The organism is candidate division KSB1 bacterium, from assembly GCA_034521575.1.
Taxonomy (GTDB): domain Bacteria; phylum Zhuqueibacterota; class Zhuqueibacteria; order Residuimicrobiales; family Krinioviventaceae; genus JAXHMJ01.
On the sequence record JAXHMJ010000005.1, the window covers coordinates 158,012 to 176,105 of the forward strand.

The 18,094-nt window shown below is 48.1% G+C and carries 18 protein-coding genes; 2 read left to right on the forward strand and 16 right to left on the reverse strand.

What is annotated here, in order from left to right; all coding sequences use genetic code 11:
- Nucleotide 1: 1 nt before the first annotated feature.
- From U5R06_13545 to U5R06_13595, 11 genes are all read right to left on the reverse strand, one after another.
- Nucleotides 2-1,102 carry an IS4 family transposase gene (locus U5R06_13545; protein MDZ7723791.1) on the reverse strand — a complete coding sequence of 367 codons (1,101 nt, stop codon included), beginning with the start codon at nt 1,100-1,102 and terminating at the stop codon, nt 2-4.
- A 179-nt stretch (nt 1,103-1,281) separates the two neighbouring features.
- Nucleotides 1,282-2,076: a hypothetical protein gene (locus U5R06_13550; GenBank protein ID MDZ7723792.1), complete on the reverse strand. Its 795-nt coding sequence runs from the start codon at nt 2,074-2,076 to the stop codon at nt 1,282-1,284.
- A complete protein-coding gene (locus U5R06_13555; GenBank protein ID MDZ7723793.1) occupies nt 2,073-2,999 on the reverse strand; it encodes a hypothetical protein in 927 nt (308 codons plus the stop codon). The genes U5R06_13550 and U5R06_13555 overlap by 4 nt, the downstream gene beginning before the upstream one ends.
- Before the next feature lie 9 nt (nt 3,000-3,008).
- Nucleotides 3,009-3,386 (reverse strand): T9SS type A sorting domain-containing protein, encoded by a 378-nt coding sequence (locus U5R06_13560; protein ID MDZ7723794.1) that lies wholly within the window; start codon nt 3,384-3,386, stop codon nt 3,009-3,011.
- Nucleotides 3,387-3,834: 448 nt separating this feature from the next.
- Nucleotides 3,835-5,223 (reverse strand): C1 family peptidase, encoded by a 1,389-nt coding sequence (locus U5R06_13565; GenBank protein MDZ7723795.1) that lies wholly within the window; start codon nt 5,221-5,223, stop codon nt 3,835-3,837.
- Between the two features lie 147 nt (nt 5,224-5,370).
- Nucleotides 5,371-6,351 (reverse strand): DUF4097 family beta strand repeat-containing protein, encoded by a 981-nt coding sequence (locus U5R06_13570; GenBank protein ID MDZ7723796.1) that lies wholly within the window; start codon nt 6,349-6,351, stop codon nt 5,371-5,373.
- A 125-nt stretch (nt 6,352-6,476) separates the two neighbouring features.
- The gene (locus U5R06_13575) at nt 6,477-6,908 is read right to left on the reverse strand and encodes a GNAT family N-acetyltransferase (protein ID MDZ7723797.1); all 432 of its coding nucleotides are present in this window, start codon (nt 6,906-6,908) and stop codon (nt 6,477-6,479) included.
- An 81-nt stretch (nt 6,909-6,989) separates the two neighbouring features.
- Nucleotides 6,990-7,787, reverse strand: a complete 798-nt coding sequence (locus U5R06_13580; protein ID MDZ7723798.1) for an RNA methyltransferase — start codon at nt 7,785-7,787, stop codon at nt 6,990-6,992.
- The gene (locus U5R06_13585) at nt 7,784-8,005 is read right to left on the reverse strand and encodes a sulfatase-like hydrolase/transferase (GenBank protein ID MDZ7723799.1); all 222 of its coding nucleotides are present in this window, start codon (nt 8,003-8,005) and stop codon (nt 7,784-7,786) included. Before U5R06_13585 ends, U5R06_13580 begins: the two co-directional genes overlap by 4 nt.
- A gap of 121 nt (nt 8,006-8,126) precedes the next feature.
- Nucleotides 8,127-8,531, reverse strand: coding sequence for a hypothetical protein (locus U5R06_13590; protein ID MDZ7723800.1), 405 nt, complete (start codon nt 8,529-8,531; stop codon nt 8,127-8,129).
- Nucleotides 8,532-8,579: 48 nt separating this feature from the next.
- Nucleotides 8,580-8,702, reverse strand: a complete 123-nt coding sequence (locus tag U5R06_13595) for a hypothetical protein (GenBank protein MDZ7723801.1) — start codon at nt 8,700-8,702, stop codon at nt 8,580-8,582.
- Between the two features lie 127 nt (nt 8,703-8,829).
- Here U5R06_13595 and U5R06_13600 point away from each other — a divergent pair, with 127 nt between their 5' ends.
- Complete coding sequence (locus U5R06_13600) at nt 8,830-9,729, forward strand: fumarylacetoacetate hydrolase family protein (GenBank protein MDZ7723802.1); 900 nt, start codon at nt 8,830-8,832, stop codon at nt 9,727-9,729.
- A gap of 628 nt (nt 9,730-10,357) precedes the next feature.
- Here the strand turns inward: U5R06_13600 and U5R06_13605 are convergent.
- The 5 genes from U5R06_13605 to U5R06_13625 are packed head-to-tail and all read right to left on the reverse strand — an operon-like array spanning nt 10,358 to nt 13,525.
- Nucleotides 10,358-11,140: a hypothetical protein gene (locus tag U5R06_13605; protein MDZ7723803.1), complete on the reverse strand. Its 783-nt coding sequence runs from the start codon at nt 11,138-11,140 to the stop codon at nt 10,358-10,360.
- A gap of 45 nt (nt 11,141-11,185) precedes the next feature.
- Nucleotides 11,186-11,341, reverse strand: a complete 156-nt coding sequence (locus U5R06_13610) for a hypothetical protein (GenBank protein MDZ7723804.1) — start codon at nt 11,339-11,341, stop codon at nt 11,186-11,188.
- Complete coding sequence (locus tag U5R06_13615; GenBank protein ID MDZ7723805.1) at nt 11,268-12,461, reverse strand: phosphoribosylamine--glycine ligase; 1,194 nt, start codon at nt 12,459-12,461, stop codon at nt 11,268-11,270. The genes U5R06_13610 and U5R06_13615 overlap by 74 nt, the downstream gene beginning before the upstream one ends.
- Nucleotides 12,462-12,483: 22 nt before the next feature.
- Nucleotides 12,484-13,338: a CPBP family intramembrane glutamic endopeptidase gene (locus tag U5R06_13620; GenBank protein ID MDZ7723806.1), complete on the reverse strand. Its 855-nt coding sequence runs from the start codon at nt 13,336-13,338 to the stop codon at nt 12,484-12,486.
- A complete protein-coding gene (locus U5R06_13625; GenBank protein ID MDZ7723807.1) occupies nt 13,298-13,525 on the reverse strand; it encodes a hypothetical protein in 228 nt (75 codons plus the stop codon). Before U5R06_13625 ends, U5R06_13620 begins: the two co-directional genes overlap by 41 nt.
- Nucleotides 13,526-13,892: 367 nt before the next feature.
- Between U5R06_13625 and U5R06_13630 the strand changes: the two genes are divergently transcribed.
- Nucleotides 13,893-18,029 carry a PAS domain-containing protein gene (locus U5R06_13630; protein ID MDZ7723808.1) on the forward strand — a complete coding sequence of 1,379 codons (4,137 nt, stop codon included), beginning with the start codon at nt 13,893-13,895 and terminating at the stop codon, nt 18,027-18,029.
- Nucleotides 18,030-18,094 lie beyond the last annotated feature (65 nt).

The window sequence follows — 18,094 nt, forward strand, 5'->3', positions numbered from 1 at the left end:
GTTAGGTTTTTGCACGTAAGTAATTTCGTCGATTTTTTCTATGAGATTTTCTACGATTTTTCTTGTCGGAATCTCGCACTTCATTTTGAATTTGAATACGGAGTTCTCGCACTCTTTCGATGTTAACTTTTTCGTTATAATTTTCATGACAATAGATTGCCAGCAGCAAATATGTAATGAGGCCGCCGAGAATTTGAACCATAAGTCCGTACTGACTTCGAGCTATGAGATGATAGACTTTGAGATGGCGTTTCCACCAAGCGAAGAAATTTTCAATTTCCCAACGAAGTTTGTATGCCTGAGCAACATCTTCTGCAGAGAGGTCATAACGATTTGTCGCGATCCAGTATTTTACATTGCCGATTTTATAACCGACAAGTCGTATCGACTTTTTTGTTTGATTGGTGCCCGGCGTCCCCAATAAAACTATAGCATCATAAAAAACAATGCTTTCTGGTTTTATGTCATGTGCATAAAGACATATTTTTCTCGTCGATGCTTTGATGCGGCAGAAAAATTGACGACCGTCCTCCTGCCATTGGTCAAAGCGTTTATGGCATTGATAGCCCCGATCAAGAACGCCGGACTGGTCAGAAGAGAGTATTTGATCGACAAATGGTCGTTCACCGGCTAAACCGCCTGTGAGATATAGTTTTGTTGGAATGGACCGATTGATATCAAAACCGAGATGAACTTTTGCCTTTTTAGAGCCGTTTCTATAATCAGCCCAAGTCATTGAAAGAACAGCATCAATCAAAGAACCATCGATGGCAACAAGCTTCCCCAAATGTTCAAATTGATTTGGGATAGTGGCCGCAGCTTTGGCTTGAAGTTCATTAAAAACAACAGCTAGTTGTTCGAGGCCGCGATTGTTGATAGCCTCAAAAAAGCTACTTTTTTTGATTCCATCTTTCGGGGCAATATGCTCCCGAGCAAATGTATCTTCTTGAAGAACCTGGACAAGATGAGTCCCTGATTCATGCTCTTCAAGATGATAAAACACGAGGGCATTGAGTTGATCTTCAAATGTCATTTGCAGAGGTCGATCTCCTCGTGAAACTAATGGTGGTACCTTGGACAAGATAGCCTTGATCGGTTCCATTAGTCTTTTGAATGTTTTAGATTTTTGTCGAGGCTTAAACTTTTTAATTTACGTCGCATTTCCATAACACCTTATATTTATTAATGTTATGAAAGTCGACTTTGAAATTTTTGACGTAATGTCAAGTGTTTTTTTGTGTTATGTCATATTTTTTTGTAGAATCTGAGCGTTGCAATTACCTAACCGGACGTTACTGATTCTCGTCCCTTTTTTAAATAGTATCTAATACTCTGTAAATCTTTATATATGTTTTTAGTCCAACTCACATGAGTCGCTCCATCGCTCAAAGCACGATTTATTTCGGGATCATCCAATTGATTTCCTTTCAAAATGCCATCTCTTTCGACATTCACTATAATACCCGCTTGCGCCCAGGCAATTTTTGCCCGTTTTATTGAAGCATTGACATCACTGTCTTTAGAAGCCGGGCCCCGGCCATCGCTATGGGTTTTTACCCAGTTCTCATCACCACTTCGGAACCTAAACACCGCACCCGAACTGGAATCCAAAAAGGGTTCACTGGGTACACCGGGTCTGAACAATTCACCCTGTTCCTTGCCTTCCCAATCGAATTCATCATTGCCCTCACCGATAAGATTCCCATCTTTATCATAATACCCGTCATCCCAATATGCCTCCTGAAGCACATAGCAGCGCATATTCAGAATCCCGGAACACTTTACCTCAGCCGTATCACAGATCGTTTCTCCGGAGGCGGACTGATAACTCACCATCACCACACCGCCCGGATAACATTGATGCGTGCGGTCATTTTGGGATTCATCATAAACCGGACCTGCGCTGAATCGAGATTGGTGCCCATATCCGTCATCTGTCTGAGTCTCAATCACATCATCCAGAGCAGGTGCCACCAGCAACTGCGACTCTGAATTGAAAATCCCGCTATTCACATCCGTTTCTTCCAGAGTTATTTCGTGAGCAGGATCTTGATAGGGCGTGTGATCCCATTTCAAACCAAAATCAGTCTTGATTTTGACATGTAAGGTATCTTTTTCGTCCGGGATAAAATTTTTTCTTTATCCTGGACTTGTACATAGAAACGCCTCGAATCTTTTGAAATAAAATGATCCGAAACGCTTCCCGAATGATCATACGCATGATCCCATAATGATATCTGAAGAGAATCCGTTTCAGCTTGCTGTGAATCCAAAAAGCAGATTTCCGTCTCACTTGACTCAACCCCCACATGAAACGTCAATCGCTCCCACCGCCAGGTATTGAGCCACCAAATACTTCCCGGCAGAAATTTAACATCCCAGCCGGTGATCTGTCCCAAAGAGTCGTAACAGGTGTAAAAATGACAATTGTAAAACGGTTTTAACGCCCGACCGCGTTCATAAGTGGAATAGTCACAGGTATCCGCTTCCGCCGTATAGGACAGTTGAACAAACTCTCCCTCTTTAACAGGGCCGAGGTCCCATTGTTGCGGTTTTCCGGTATAAAAGTAATAGTCGTAATCGATATAGTCACCGGATGACCAGATCGGCGCACAATTGTTCCCGGCATAATAGACCCGATAATCAAATGAAAAGTCGAATCGATCTTTGAGTGTGTCAGAAACCATGCTGTCTCTATCTACAAAATATAAATTTAAAGTTTCTTCCGGATGCATCCGCCACACCATGCTCAGCAGGTCGGCATGTTGATAGGACACAATCAGATTTCCCGTTTTGGGTATCACCAGAGTACTGGGTGTCACGGATAGTTTGTGATTGGACTGCACGTTTGTACCCTTTAAGTTCGTGAATGAATCGGGAAGCATTTTTCCATGAAACACATCAATCTCTACGCTGTCGCGCAATGTGACCTGCGCCGACACCCAAGTATAACCAATCACGAGGCATAAAAACAAGATAAATATATTTCTCTTCATCATATCCCCTCTCTATTTTTGAAACATAATTTTCTGTTTATGGATGTGCCGGATTTTGCCGGATTCTTCCTGTACAATCATTTTAAGAAAATAAACGCCACTGGACACGCTCAGACCTTTGGAATTGGTTCCATCCCAATGTACAGTCCATTGTCCCGCTTGCTTGTTGCCATTGTACAGTGTCCTGACCTGTCGCCCGAGAATATTGTAAAGAACAATTTTGATATGTGACGGTTGGGAAAGAGAATAATGCAAGGTGGTCGAGGGATTGGCCGGATTGGGGTATAATCCATCAATTCCGGTTTCTGTCGGTATTAATTTTCCTGTATCCGGTTCGGCCCTGAAAAAAACCGCATAATAACGAACAAACATTCCACTGTCTGCGCGCATCTCAAACCAGGCAGAGCCCTGGCAATCCGGCTCTGTATCAAATGTACGGAATTCAAAAAATTAGAAACAGAGTCAAGTAAAATTGAATAAAATTCAGAAAAAATAACAATGGTTTGCATTTTTTTGCATAGCCGTCGTTGAGGGGGGTAACCATGCCCGGATTGTACGTAATCAAATACAGTGTTTATACTTATAAATGAATGCATTTGACCCGGGACACAGAGGGGTTCGACGGCATTCCCCCATAGAACACCACATCAACAAGAAGCACAGGCAAGCTCACTCTGCAATCCGCAAATGTCCCCTCCTTTTTCAAAGAGGGGATGTTCGTCAGATGCGGACGCTGTCCGGTGTCTGCTGGAACTTGGTTGGTCCATGCACCAAACCTGCTCGACGGACACAGGCGACGATCTCGTCGACTTTAACGCCCGCGACAAAAATGATCCTCCTACTGATCTTCGTACGGCAGGTACATGGGGTCCCACGGCGCGAGTTTGATCGGGGTTTGTTTGAGGACCGCCAGAACCGGGGCCGGAACAAACTCTTTTTTGACCACCAGCCGGAACATGTACTCGTCAAACCATTCATCGGTCATGATCATAAAGCCGTTATGGCCGCTCTCTTTGCCCCAGCTGTTTTCCAGCAGCCATTTGCGCACGCTGCCGTCCGCTGTGGTGTCCACGCCCATCAGGGACATGGCGTGCGAGGAACCGCTCTGGCGCGACAGGATGCGCTGTTTTTTGCTCATGGACAGCGGCACACCGAACAGCGCTTCATATTCGTAATTGTCAATGCTCAGAATTCCGGCGTCGCGGTCCATTTGCTTGCCCACATCGCAGGAAAAGTACATGGCTTCATGGTCGCGGATAGAGGTGACCGCCATCTGTTTGAGTTCGTCCAGCGGCAGATTGACATAGGTCCAGTTTTGCGCGTCATAACGGTTGCGGTCCCATTCAATTTCATAGAGTTTGTAAAACTCGCGTGTGGGATCGTGCATGAGCATGACATAATCGTTCAGATCCGTGCCGACCACCTCGTTGTAGAAAGACATCGGAGTATAGGTTTTTGCCGCATGCAAACTGTCATCCTTGTCCCGGTAGCGCCAGGTAAACGATTCGGGCGGTTCGCCGAGATGCAGAACCAGCAGCTTGTACACATCAGTGAGCGCTTGTTGTTTGCGCTGCCGCAGCTGTTCAAGATCGGCGCCCTGTTCATGCAGATCACGGATGGCCAGGGCAGCGCGGCGCAGTTTTTGACGCACGACATAACGCATCACGCGTGTATTTTCGCTGTTGTGCGATTCGGGCATCACGGATTTGGGCACCATACCGTATTTCTCGATCACGGCCACGGCATTGTTCCACAAACCGCCGTCGCCGATGGGATGCCGGAATAGCCATTCGACCTTGCGGTCCGTGATATCTTTGTCCCGGGTCGAGATCACATTTTCTAAAAACAGATTAGCCTTTTCCAGCTGATCCCAGAAATACGAGTAATTTTCCGAGAATTCAAACGATTTCACATTCAGTGTTTCCATCACTTTGGGACGCAGCACATTCAGACTGGTGAACAGCCAGCAGCGGCCGCTGCTCTGCTGATCGGTGACCGGATCCACGTCGATCTTGTCCGTGAACAAATCGTCAATTTTGCCCTGCATATCGCGGTTGCGCGCAATATCGCGCACATCATTGTGCGCCACGGCATTCTGAGCGGCTTTAAAGTGCGTGTCTTTGGACAAATTTTCTTTGAACGATTGCAGCATATCATCCGTGATGGCGCTGTCTGAGGCATAGCTGCACACAGCGCAAACAAACAAAAGCACTAAAATACGACGCATACCGTATCCTTTCCTGTGGTTTGGTGATAATCAACAACACCTGCGCGGCCGCGTTGTCAACAATGCGGTCGGGGGTTGTTTTGTTTTCCCCTTAATATAATAGTTTTCACGCTTCAAGCAAGCTGTAAATTGCTCATACAGCCATTGTCAGTTTCCCAGACAAACATCCCCGTCACCGGTACGAATCCGGATACTGCCGTTCCCGTCATTCAAAACACAGGAATAGTAATCCTCTCCCGTGTTTACCTGAGAGGCGCGTGATAGATCTGCGCGGATATTGCCGTCCCCGGTGGATATCTGCACCTCGGCGGACAGATCTTTTTCGATACGGACACGGATATCCCCGTCGCCGGTCTGCACATCGGCATTGATACGGCGCACGGTGCGCAAGTCGAGATCAATATCACCGTCAGAGGCATTGATCTGCACTTTGTCGGCATAGGCATCGCGCATCTGGATATCCCCGTCTACCGCCTGGATCTGAAAGACGCCGGAGGCATGCCGGATGGTGATATCTCCGTCTATGGCCTGGATGTTACAATCGCGGGATTCAATTTCATTCAGCCACACATCTCCATCCACACAGTGAATTTCCAGGTTGCCGGATATATTGTCCAGTTCACAATCGCCGTCAACCATGGACAGGCGGGTCTGTTCATTGACAACATCACGGATATGCACATCACCGTCCGCGTTTTTAATCGTAATATCCGCGCGCCTTTCCGAGATATCGACGTCACCGTCCGCACCATGCAAATCGAGCTGCACATATGCGGGCGCATGAATCGTATAGACATATTCATAGGTGCGCATTCCGAACAATCCAAATGAAAATGCCGGCTCTTTGCCGACGATTTTAATACGATTTCCGCGCTGCTCGAAATCCACATCAAAATCATCCGAAGCGCCCAACCCGGATATTTTGGCTCGGTAACGCACATCCACCTCGACCTCGTCGCGATCCCAGGAACGCACGACCACATCGCCGTCACCGTGCTTGAGCTCAAGGACCGTCTGGTCATCCACGGATTTGTAAATTTTATTGAAATGTTTGTCAATGGTTTTGGCGGAAACCGCGGTGACCAGCAGCAGCACGGCCAAACCCGATATAATGTTAATACGATTCACAGGGACCTCCAATACGTTAAATCGGAATCATCATATGCCGGTTCGAATACGTGTTGTTCATAGTACGTATTAAACGCTACAATTCCGATTGTGTTTACGGGAATATTGGCGGCAGGTTTCAATTTTTATTCGGATTTCGGCAAAATCATCAGCATATGGTCAATATCCGCTTCTTTGAACACGTCACCCCGGGGCGCGAAGCCATGTTGTTTGTAAAAATCAAGCAGATACAGCTGAGCGTGCATTTTCATCTGCTCGAATCCGTGCTGACGCGCAACCCGCATCATATAGTCCACAAGCCGGTGACCGATCCCCTTGCCGCGCCAGGGGTCGCGCACGGCAATGCGTTCAAATTTGGCAAATCCGTCCACAAAACGCAGACGCGCCGCAGCCACGGGTTCGCCATCCAGTTCCCCCAGAATATGCAGGCTGCTGTATTCATATTCATCGATCTCAATATGGTAGGGACATTGCTGTCCGGCCATAAACACAATGGCGCGCACCATATGCACTTTGAGCAGCTCGTCGTAGGAAGACACCAGTTTAAACATTTTCATTTCTCCCGGATCATAGGCTTGTTATCAGGTTCGTAATATTTTACCGGCCGTTTGTCATTGCTGACACAAACCGGCAGTTCATCAAATTCTGTAATGATACATCAGGATGCCGGCGGCCACCGCTACATTCAGGGAATCCGTGTCGTTATGCATGGGAATGACAACACTTTGATCGCTATACCGCAGACAATCCTCCGTCAGGCCGTAGGCCTCGGGACCGAGCATGAGCGCAACCCGCTCCGGCGGCCGCACCTGATTCAGCGGCGCTGCGTCCGCGGTCAATGCTGCGGCGTGAATCGGAATGTTCAGGTCCCGAATCGCGGCAAACGAAACGTTCAGGTCCGCACTCACAGCCAGGTGCAAACGCAGACTGGCGCCCATGCCGGTGCGCAGAGCGCGGCGCGAAAACGGATCGCAGCAGGATGAACCGAGCAGCACATTGGAGAAACCCAATCCCGCGGCGCTGCGCAGGATCAGGCCCAGATTCTCCGTATTGTTGATTTCCGGCAGGATCAGCAGACGCTGAATCGCGGATATCTGCGACAACATACGGTCATCGGACCACAGCGGCTGACGCCGCGCCAGAGCCATAACCCCGCGATGAAAGTGAAATCCGACACTCTCCGACAGCACCGATTCCGGCGCCGTATAAACCGGCACATCAGCGGGCAGCCAATTCCGCACCCGTTCAAGCCGCTTTTCGGAGACAAACAGTGAAACCACGGTATAGTCCGACTCGAGCAGCCGCTGCACCAGAAACCCGCCTTCGGCCAGAAACAGGCCGTGCGCCGCCAGAGAGTTGTCACGTACATTGCAGTAGCATACAAGCCGCTCGTCGTCAGTGCGCTCAATTCGAATGATATTTTCCACCGGGATCACAAGCGCCCTTCCACAAACGGCACCTCAAAGACCTTGTCATGCATAATGGGACCGTGCCCGAAATAGCCCTGTTCGCCAAACAGCTCACCGTGATCCGAAGTCACGGTGATATAGGTATTGACCGGAACCGAATTGAACAGCCGTTCCAGCACTGTGTCCAGGTATTCGACAGCACGAATTTGCCGCTCGCGCAGCCTGGTTGAGTTTATCCTGATCAAAAAACGCCTGTTTGTCATCCACCAGTTTGCCGCCGACGATGTGTTCATCCAGATGTTTGAACACACCGTGCACGCCGCTGATGCGCGGCCACTGGTCTTTGGTTATCCATCCGGCAGTGCATCAGGGATAATGCGTCTCGCCCACATTCAGCAGATAAAACGACGGCGCCTCGTCGGAAAACTGCAGGTCATCGAGCATGGCGTTCATGTCATTATGACTGGGCATTTGTTTGAACGAATCGAATCCGCAATTCAGCGGCGTATTCGGATTGATCACCGGCAGCGACACCCTGGCGTGCGTGCGGTATCCCAGTTCGGCGCGCATAAACAGCGGCAGATACAGATTCGGCACCAAATTTTTAAACTCGAATTGACTGATGCCAAAACGTTCGTTGAATTTGATAAAATCCTGTTTGTAATATTCGGACGCGTACACCTGCGCCGGACTGGTATGCGGCAAGAGTCCCATGAGCATGTTGTAATGCGACGGCGCGGTCCAGGACGCATAGCTGTAGCGTTTTTCCACAGAGCCGAGTTTTTTGATGGTTTTCGGCTGTGCCTCGAGCAGAACGTATCATAGCGGCAAGCTGTCCAGCACCACCAGAATATAATTGTTCTTGGCCACGGGTTTCCGGGTTGGGGCAGGTGCGGGACGCCGGTATATTTTTTCCTCTTGTTTTCGTGAGAATATCCGCATAATCATCCTTTCTGTTCGATGCCTGTAATGTAAGGGTTCTTGATGAAAAATAAAACGGCAAACTCTGCTTGTTTTTTTAACTTGTTTTTAATATTATTAGAGAATTCATAACCAACAGGGAGATCCTATGCAGACCTTTGCCTATACCACTGAGCGCGGCGAACCCAGAATCGGGGTGATGGTTCAACACAAACCATTTGATTTTACCCGTATCTGGCAGATTTACAAAGACATCCACAATTCGCCGAAAACCCCGGATTATCATTTTATCCAGATCATGATCGAAACCGGCAATTTCAACGCCGAAGCGTTGAATGAAGTCGTGCACGAGGTGCAGGAATTCCGCGGACTGACCGATCTGGCCATCCAGGGCAATATCAATTACGCGGTTCCCATTCAGCGGCCGCAGAATATTTTGTGCCTGGGGCGGAATTACAAAAAACACGCGGAGGAAATGAACAACAAACCGCCGGACGAACCCATTCTGTTTGCCAAATGTCCCTCCGCCCTTCTGCCGCATCAGGGCGCCATCCGCATTGCCAAAGACATCGGCCGCGTCGATCACGAAATCGAACTGGCGATTGTGATCGGCAAAGAAACCATACGCGTGAGCCAGCAAAACGCCATGCAGCACGTGGCCGGATTCAGCATTGCCAATGACGTGAGCGCGCGCGATCTGCAGGCAGAATACAAGAAACGCGGACTCCCCTGGACCCTGTGCAAGGGTATGGACACCTTTCTGCCCATGGGCCCGTATCTGGTGCCGGCGGACGCGATAGACAACCCGCAGAACCTGACTCTAAAATGCAAAGTCAACAGCGAGATGCGGCAGACCTCCAGCACCGCGGAAATGATCTTTGATATTCCCTACATCATTTCCTATATCTCGAAATATATCACCCTGCAGGCTGGCAATATCATCTGTACCGGCACACCGGAAGGCGTATCGCGGTTGAATCCCGGAGATACCGTGCAATGCAGCATTGACGGACTGGGCGTGTTGAGCAATCGGGTGATGGAGGGGTAAAAAGGTATTATTGTAATCATTCGTGTTTGAAAAAGATAGTATCATGTTTTATTTACACAATAGAATAGACTGGCTGAGCATGAAAGATCATGGGGTCAGTTCATAAAACATTATAATAGTCGATTTGGATTCCCCCATTTGATGCACTGGCCGTCCATAGCAAGATGCAACAGTTATTCGCAAAGGAAATGATAAAAATTATTAACGGATCCAACAAGGTATTGGCTGCATGATTAGCGGTTACATACATTCTCGAGTGTGCGAATGGGCAATATTACACAGGAAGCACTAAAATCTCGAAAGAAGGTTGGCACAACATCAGACGGGTGAAGGTGCGCATTTACAAAAAACATCTTCCGGTAAAACTGGTGCTATTTTGAAGAATTTCAAAGAATTGACGAGGCCTTTTACCGGGAGAAACAAATACAAGGGTGGAGCAGAAAAAAGCTTTAATCTCCGGGGAGGTTGTTGATTTGCACAAACTTGCTGAATGTAAAAATGAAACACATTTTAGAAATGCACCCTTTGACTCCGCTCAGGGGGCAGACGACTCCGAGCAGGGGGCAGAAAAATTTGAGCAGGTTACATAAAAAAAGGTGATTGAGCGGAGCCGAAATCACCGGCCCTTTCAACACCCAAACAACGACTCCTTCAACCCTTCCGGCCCGAACTGCTGCCGGTATTCATCATTTTCCAGCAAATGCTGCGTCACCGGTTCCTGTTCGCGTTTGATGAGATATTTGAGTTCATCCAGATTATCCGACCAGCGCACGCCGGTCCAGAACTGCACGCCGCTGAACTGGGTTTTGTACAAGGCGCGGCGATGATAGCAGGAACCGAGATAGATATAATTGCAGCCCTGGTTGTGCATGTGCTGAATCGTTGAGGTCATCATATACATACCCAGATTTTTCTGATGGTAATCCAGATCGTAAAACGCGTAATAATAAAACGCCGCGTCCGGCGGCTGCAGATACAGCACGACCAGCCCGATGTCCTGTTGTGATTCGCGGTCCCGGTACCGCATCACATGCGAGCAAACTGGCGAGCCGAACAGGCTGTCCAGGCGGTCATCGCTCATAATTTCCTCGCCGAACTTGCGGTCGGCATATTGCTTGCAGAACCGCCGCCATTCCGGCGTAAACTCGAATTCGTCCCGCGGCAGCATGGTATACTGCACGCCGTCACCCTTGCGCAAAACACGCCGATTTTCGGATGACGGCGCAAACCCGTTCAGAGGCACGCGCACATGCCGGCACATATAAAAACGATCGAGTTGATGCGAGTTAGGAAGAAATCCCCGGCTGAATGCAGCGGCCGGAGATTCGCCGTCGTCGAGAGTCGCCCAAACAGCATAAGGGAAAATATAATGATCATAATCGGATTTGTATTCTGAAAAAAAAATCTTCATGGTTCCTCAATTCTCATACGCACATGTGGTTCAAGCGTTCAGCGTTTATTCTTCACCCGGCGGCCACAAACTGGCGCCGATGTCCGTGCGGTAATAACTGGACAGGCAGTAAATTTTCTTGATAGTTTCATAACAGCGGTCCACAGCCCTTTGCAGCGAGGCATCCACGGCCACAATATCGGCCACACGGTGACCGGACATGAGCATATCGCCTTTTTTCCCGGGCACCACCTCGTTCCACCAGATATCGCAGGTAGGCTTGTCGTTCAGGCGCACAGTGAGGAACGGCCCTTCGATCTTGATATAGGGATATCCCCAGCCGGCGAGAGGTCAGGGACGCGGCGTATTCTTTGCCTTTGACAAAGCTGATATTTAGAGGCTTGTTGCGTCCGACGTTGATGATGGTTTCCACCGGATTTTCCAGCATGCGCCACAAGGCCGGACCGGTGGTAATTCCGGTGCGCACATTGTATTCGATCATGTGCCAATCGCCGTCGCGTTTAACCGCGGTGATCTGAACCGGACCGTTAAAGTCGACCTCGCGGAACCACGGCAGCAGCGGCGTCAGGCATTGCTCAACCAGCCCGTACGTGTCCTCCGGATCCGCCTCGACCAGTCCGCCCAGCGGCGCCCCGGCCACGGGTCCCATATTGCCGTCAAACGCGCGCTTGTATTCCTGGTTGGTGACCATGGGATAAATCGTGCCGTTGCTGACAAAGGCCACGTGTCCCGCTTCGCGGCGTCCCATATATTCCTGCAGGAACACCCCTTCCGCGTAATCCACATGCTCCAGCCAGCTTTTGGTGTCCTGCACGGTCTCGGTCACAATGGTGTGCACCGGACTGCCGGGCGCGCACAACGGATTTTTGATCACATAGGGTTTGGGATGTTTTTCCACATAGTCCAGGGCTTCCAGACGGTTGCGGGCCACAAAGGCATCCGCCGCCGGTATGCCGTACGTTGCGCACAATTCCCGACCGAAAAAGCGGTCGCGTTCCAGCCTCATGGCATCGCGCACCGGGGAAAGCACCGGTACATCCATGGCCAGAAATTCGTCTTTCCACTCCTGCTCATGCCAATTGATCGACATGGGGATGACCAGATCAATATCCAGATCCCGGATCAACGGACACGGGTTCGGATACTCTTTATAATGAAACGTCCCTCCTTCCAGCGACGGCCCATAGTTGCCGTAATCGCGGGTCAGGTAACACCAGGTTTTAGCACCCCGTTCCGAGAGTACACGCATGGCCGAAGACGCAAAAGACCCCATCCCCAGCACCATAATACGCGCTTGTCTGCCGTCAATAATATCTTGCATAGTCCGTCCTTTTTTTAGTATCTTAACTGAAAAATAAAAACCAGGACGCATTGATCAAAAAATGCGTCAGGGCCGAAGCCGTGATTTTACGGGTTCGAATATAGACCCAGCCGTAGAACACACCGGAGAGCGTCGCCAACAGCATCATAGCCCACGGCACCGGGAACTCGGCACCGCCGAGCGAAACCTGTGCCACCGGCGCGTACACATCATTGATATGCGCCAATCCGTAAATCACGGATGATATGACAAGCGCCCACAACACATTATAGCGCCGATTCTGCAGTTTCTTTTCTATCAATGTATACAGCACCCCGCGGAACAAAATCTCCTGGGGAATCGCAATAAAAAATCCAATAGAAATCAGCTTGACAATCACCTGATGAAATCCGGGAAGCCGTTTGGCCATGCTGACAAAACCGATCTGACCGCCGACAACCGTCAGGAGCACAAACAAAATCATAAAATGAAACAGCGCCACAGTCCATTCCCGCTGTTCGAGCCGGTACTCGTAGCCGAGTGGAAAATTGAGCCGGACCTGATAAATATATAGCAACAGTAGCAATCCGAACAGCATGGACAATGACACAAAGGCATGTACCGGCGGCAAGTTAACCATACCGATCCCCCCGAATTCCAGCGAAACCCAGAGAACGGCGAGTATTACCATATCGTGCCATAATAAAGACTGTTTATCTTTGGGCCGAATAAACAGCAAAAGCAGAGGCGTAGCAGTGTACAGCAACAGCCAAAGAGACTGCATCACAGAGACCTGATCGGTCAGCAGACCATACAGCACCAGGGTCAGCCATCCCGCTGCAGCAATGATCCGGATATTAATGCGGCCCTGCGATTTCTGCCATCGCTTGACGAACACCGGGTTGCCCATAAAAATAAAAGGAGCGGCAAAACAGGACAAACAGAATGAATGTAATGACGGTCAGGCCGCCTCCCACAGGGGTCTGAACGAGCACCCTGGCAAATATAAAAACAATCACCGCCAGAATGACAAATTCCCGCGTGAGAACCGTTTTAAGGGGTTTCCTTTTATGCTTTGTTTTCATAATAAACCTGTTGGATTCTAAAGTTGTAGCAGCACAGGCGTAACGATCTCCGCCGTTGTAAATACGGACATGATTGGGTAATATAATAATTAAAAAACAATTTATCAATCCATGTCCTGAAATTCATAGTTTTAGCCCAATTTATGAACGTCAGTCATTTGAATTGGTCAATTTGCACCACACCCCCTGCCGGATACAGACTGCGCAACAGCGGGATTTACAGGCTGAACTTATTTAATTAACTTATTTTATTATAGTTATAATATTACAATTATGAAATAAAAGCATTATGGACGTTTCATAATGGCACGGCATTTGCTATTTTGTAAACAATCTATAAACAATAACTAACGGCTTGGAGTGGAGAATGTCGAATTCTTCCCAACATGAGGGAATACAAGAAGAGATTCGACAAATACAGAATGACAGTTACTATAATGCAGCGTGTATTGCTGCATTAAATGAACTCTCATTTGCGATCAGCATCCAGAATGAACAAACCGGACAATTTATTTATTGTAACCGGGCGTTCCAGGAATGGATGCATATCGAAGAATCCGAACTTGTGGGCAAACAATCAAGTGAACTGTTTCCGGACGACCCGGAGCCGGTTAATTTTGATTGCCCGCCGGACTGGCCGTTAAAAGGTGAATTCAAACGTATCCGGGCAAACAACCAGGAATTTCTGGTTCAAACCCATCAGGTCCAGCTTCCGGCAGAAGACTCGGATGAAACGCTTTTACTGAACATTTATCTGGACAAATCCCGGGAAGCTCAGGAACTGGCCCGTCTTTGCCGGTCGGAAAAAGATTTTGAAAATTCCGAGATACTGGCAAGAATAGGCCACTGGACCTATGATTTCAGTACGGACCGCATACAGCACTCCTCCCAGTCCCAGCGCATCCTGGACCTGCCTCCGGAACTGACCACCCACAACTGGATGAGATTTTTGTATCTTGTTCATCCGGATGACCGGGAACGCGTCAACACCTCGTTCAAACAGGCAGCCATTCATCAGACATTATTTCAGGAAAAATTCAATCTGCGTCCGCAGGATGAAAAATCAAAACGTATCCAGAGCAGAGGTTATTTTGAATATAATGAATACGGTGCGCCCGGCCGGTTTTTAGGCGTATTCATAGATATCAATGAATACGAAGAAAACGTTGAAAAACTTTTAGACTTTCAGAAAGAACTGGAAACATCGGATGCGGTTGCCAAATTCGGGCACTGGACCTATGAGCGCGAAACGAACATGATCACCCTTTCATCCGAGATCAGCCGTTTATATAAACTCTCTCAGGTTCAGCTGAGTCTGCGCACATTACTTGAATTTATTCAACCGTTAGAGCGCAAAAAATTATTCAATATTCTGCGGGATAAAACAAATCTGTTTGAAACCGAATTTCAAATCAATATCAACCAGCAAAAGCGCTACATCTATGTGACCGGACGCAAGTATTTTAACGATCAGGGAAAAATTTCCAAAAGCCTGGGAACGATCCAGGACATCACGCACTATAAACAGACGGTTCCCATCGAAACAGACAAGGACCTGTATCAGGGAATATTTGCGCGTTCTCAGGACGGTATGCTGCTGTTCAAGATCAGAGGTGCCGAGTCGGAACAACCGCAGTTCTGGTGCCACGATGTCAACCGGGCGTTTCTACAACAGTTCAATGTTGATAAAAACAAGGTATTGCAGCGCAGCTTTCATCAACTATTCAGCCGCCGGGCCCGGCGCTGGATTGAGCATCTCAAGACTGCGGTATACAATCAAACGGCCGGCAGCTGGGAGATTTATCGACCCTCCCTGGAACGCTATTTCAATGTTTCGGTCTATTCTCCGAGAAAAGATTTCCTCATCATGCGTTTTCATGACATTACAGATGATAAACTGGCCGAGGAGCAATATAAAACCTCGGATCTGCATCTGAATTTACTCATGGAAAATTCAATCGATACCTTCTGGATCACCTCTATTGATTTGAAACCGATCCTGATCAGTCGTTCCGCCTCGGTCATGCGCGGCTTTTCCATGCAGGAAATCTATCAACAGACTTTAAAAGAAAAACTGACTCTTGCTTCCTATCAATTATTTTTCAAACATCTTCGACCGTTTTTGAAACAGGTGCACAAGGGCAGTCAAAGTCACAAACCGGTTCTGGACATTGATCTGGATTTTCGTCATAAAAACGGTGGACAGGTTCCGGTCAAAATGCGCATCACTGCAGTCTATAACGCTGCTCAGCAGCCTGTGGCACTGGTGGGTGTAAACCGACAAGCGCACCCCGAGGATCAGCTTCCTTCACCGTCAACCGCCGGCGGATTTCAGAACGTCGGACTTTGGTGTTTTGATGCAGAAACCGAAGCGTTTCTGGTTACGCAAAAATCACTCGAATTGATCAACTATGACAACAATCATATTGAAAATATCTACAGCCTGAAAGACTGGGTGCATCTGGTGGTTCACCCTGATGATAAAAGGTACGTTTTCAAAACCATGCAGCAGGCTCTAAACAAAGGTCAGGGATGGGAGGTTTCTTATCGATTAAAGAGCCAACAGAATGGAAAAGTTCATGAAACCACCCAGATTGAACTGGACAGCAAAAAGCGCATCGTCCGTATATGGGGCATACTCCAGGAATATGCTGCGGACTATGAAACGGCAGCCGTACAGGAACAGGAAGAATCATTTGTGCTTCGTTCGTTACCGGATATTTTTATCCGGTTTGATCGAGATCTGCAGGTAAACACAATTCACATCCCCCCGCGCTATCGAGACATCTTTATGCAAGAGCGGGAAAAACCGCTAACTGCCGTGCTCCCCAAACAGGTAAAAGACGCTGTTCTGCCTGCGATCGAACGGCTGTCCGAACATCCCCAACAGCAAAAGATCGAGTTTTACATCACCATAGACGGAAATCAAACACCTTTTGAAGCCCGCATTATCCCGGAGGAACCGGGACAAGGTGTTCTTATTCTGAGAGAGCTTTGTGAACAGAACGACGAAACAGGCAACTATGAAATCATACTCAATGAGACACCGGAGCGAATTGCCTGTCTGGATATATCCGGGCGATTGATGTATGCCAATACCGGTTTTTATTCGGTACTGGGTTATACAAAAGAAGATTTTGAAGACGAGTCGGAAGGCGATCTCGTTCATCCCGAGGACAAACAGATTTTTATTGACGCCTTTCAGAATGTTCAGGAAAACGGCAAAACATTATGTGAATACCGAGTCAAAACCAAAGACGGGAATTGGAAACAAATTGAAGCCTATGCCACCTTGCTCACCTATGGTGACTATGCATCATGTTCCTTGTGGGTCAGCCATGAAAAGAGAGAAGAACAGCCGATTTCCGAACAGGTACAAGCGCCCGACGGTTTTATGGCTCAACTGCCGTCTACGATAGCCGGAGACTTTACAGACATCCTCCAGGTTATTGAAAATTACAATGACCTTATCCTCGATTCGATTCCCAAAGAAGGCACGGCCTATGATTGCGCCCGAAGCATTAAAGACACCTGCGATAACGGTGCAGCCATGGTTCGACGATTGGTTCATTTCAGCGCGCCCCGAAAAACAAAGCTGCAAACGACGGATCTCAATATTCTGATTTACAATCTCACGCGTACCATGGACAGACTGTTCGGATCGAGCCTTACCATTCGCTTTATACCGGATGTCAATATCAAACCGATCAATGTCGATCCGGAACAAATCGAGGATCTTTTGATGAATCTGTGCATGAATGCCCGGGACGCTATAGATGAAGATGGTCAAATTATCCTTCACACACGCAACCGAATTTTTGAAACCGATAATCCGCACCCCTCCCTTCCTCCCGGACATTATATTATGATCTCTGTCCAGGACGACGGTCCCGGTGTATCGCCGGATTTGCAGGAAAAAATATTCAACCCGTTTTTCACCACCAAAACCACGCCAAAAGCGATTGGTCTGGGACTCAGTATTGTGAAAAGTATTGCAGAACAGCATAACGGCATGGTAGAGCTCGATCCAAAAGCGAAACAGGGCGCGCTATTCAATATTTATCTGCCTGTTAATAATGTAAACGAGCCGGTAAAAGAGACATCCGATTATCCGCGCGGGTCTGAAACCATACTCGTAGCGGATGATGAACCGCACATTTGCGAAATCAGCCGGACATACCTGGAGGATTCGGGATATAAAATATGGGTCGCACATGATGGAGAAGAAGCTTTGGAGATGTACAAACATCATCAAAATGACATTGATCTACTGGTTCTGGATGTTTTAATGCCGAATATGAACGGCAAACAGGTGTACGACGAAATAAAAAAGATGGGCTCCACCGTTCCGGTGTTATTCTGCTCGGGGTACACGTTGAATTTGCTCAAAAATGAGCATGATATTAATCTCAAGGCGCAGCTACTGAAAAAGCCGTTTAACAAGCGGGAACTGCTGCAGTCCGTGAGACAGATACTGGATTCGAAAAAGAGAATGCCTGAATAATTTTCCCCATCACGCTTCCTTACTGAAAAAGCAACCCGGTATCACACCGGGTTGCTTTTGTTTTA

Bases quoted from the DNA above. Each gene is read 5' to 3' on its own strand.
- U5R06_13605 (MDZ7723803.1), bottom strand. From the start codon at position 11,140: ATGAAGATTTTTTTTTCAGAATACAAATCCGATTATGATCATTATATT.
- U5R06_13615 (MDZ7723805.1), bottom strand. From the start codon at position 12,461: ATGCAAGATATTATTGACGGCAGACAAGCGCGTATTATGGTGCTGGGG.
- U5R06_13600 (MDZ7723802.1), top strand. From the start codon at position 8,830: ATGCAGACCTTTGCCTATACCACTGAGCGCGGCGAACCCAGAATCGGG.
- U5R06_13625 (MDZ7723807.1), bottom strand. From the start codon at position 13,525: ATGAAAACAAAGCATAAAAGGAAACCCCTTAAAACGGTTCTCACGCGG.
- U5R06_13545 (MDZ7723791.1), bottom strand. From the start codon at position 1,102: ATGGAACCGATCAAGGCTATCTTGTCCAAGGTACCACCATTAGTTTCA.
- U5R06_13630 (MDZ7723808.1), top strand. From the start codon at position 13,893: ATGTCGAATTCTTCCCAACATGAGGGAATACAAGAAGAGATTCGACAA.
- U5R06_13565 (MDZ7723795.1), bottom strand. From the start codon at position 5,223: ATGCGTCGTATTTTAGTGCTTTTGTTTGTTTGCGCTGTGTGCAGCTAT.
- U5R06_13595 (MDZ7723801.1), bottom strand. From the start codon at position 8,702: ATGCGGATATTCTCACGAAAACAAGAGGAAAAAATATACCGGCGTCCC.
- U5R06_13560 (MDZ7723794.1), bottom strand. From the start codon at position 3,386: ATGCGCGCAGACAGTGGAATGTTTGTTCGTTATTATGCGGTTTTTTTC.
- U5R06_13610 (MDZ7723804.1), bottom strand. From the start codon at position 11,341: ATGTCCGGTCACCGTGTGGCCGATATTGTGGCCGTGGATGCCTCGCTG.
- U5R06_13575 (MDZ7723797.1), bottom strand. From the start codon at position 6,908: ATGAAAATGTTTAAACTGGTGTCTTCCTACGACGAGCTGCTCAAAGTG.
- U5R06_13555 (MDZ7723793.1), bottom strand. From the start codon at position 2,999: ATGATGAAGAGAAATATATTTATCTTGTTTTTATGCCTCGTGATTGGT.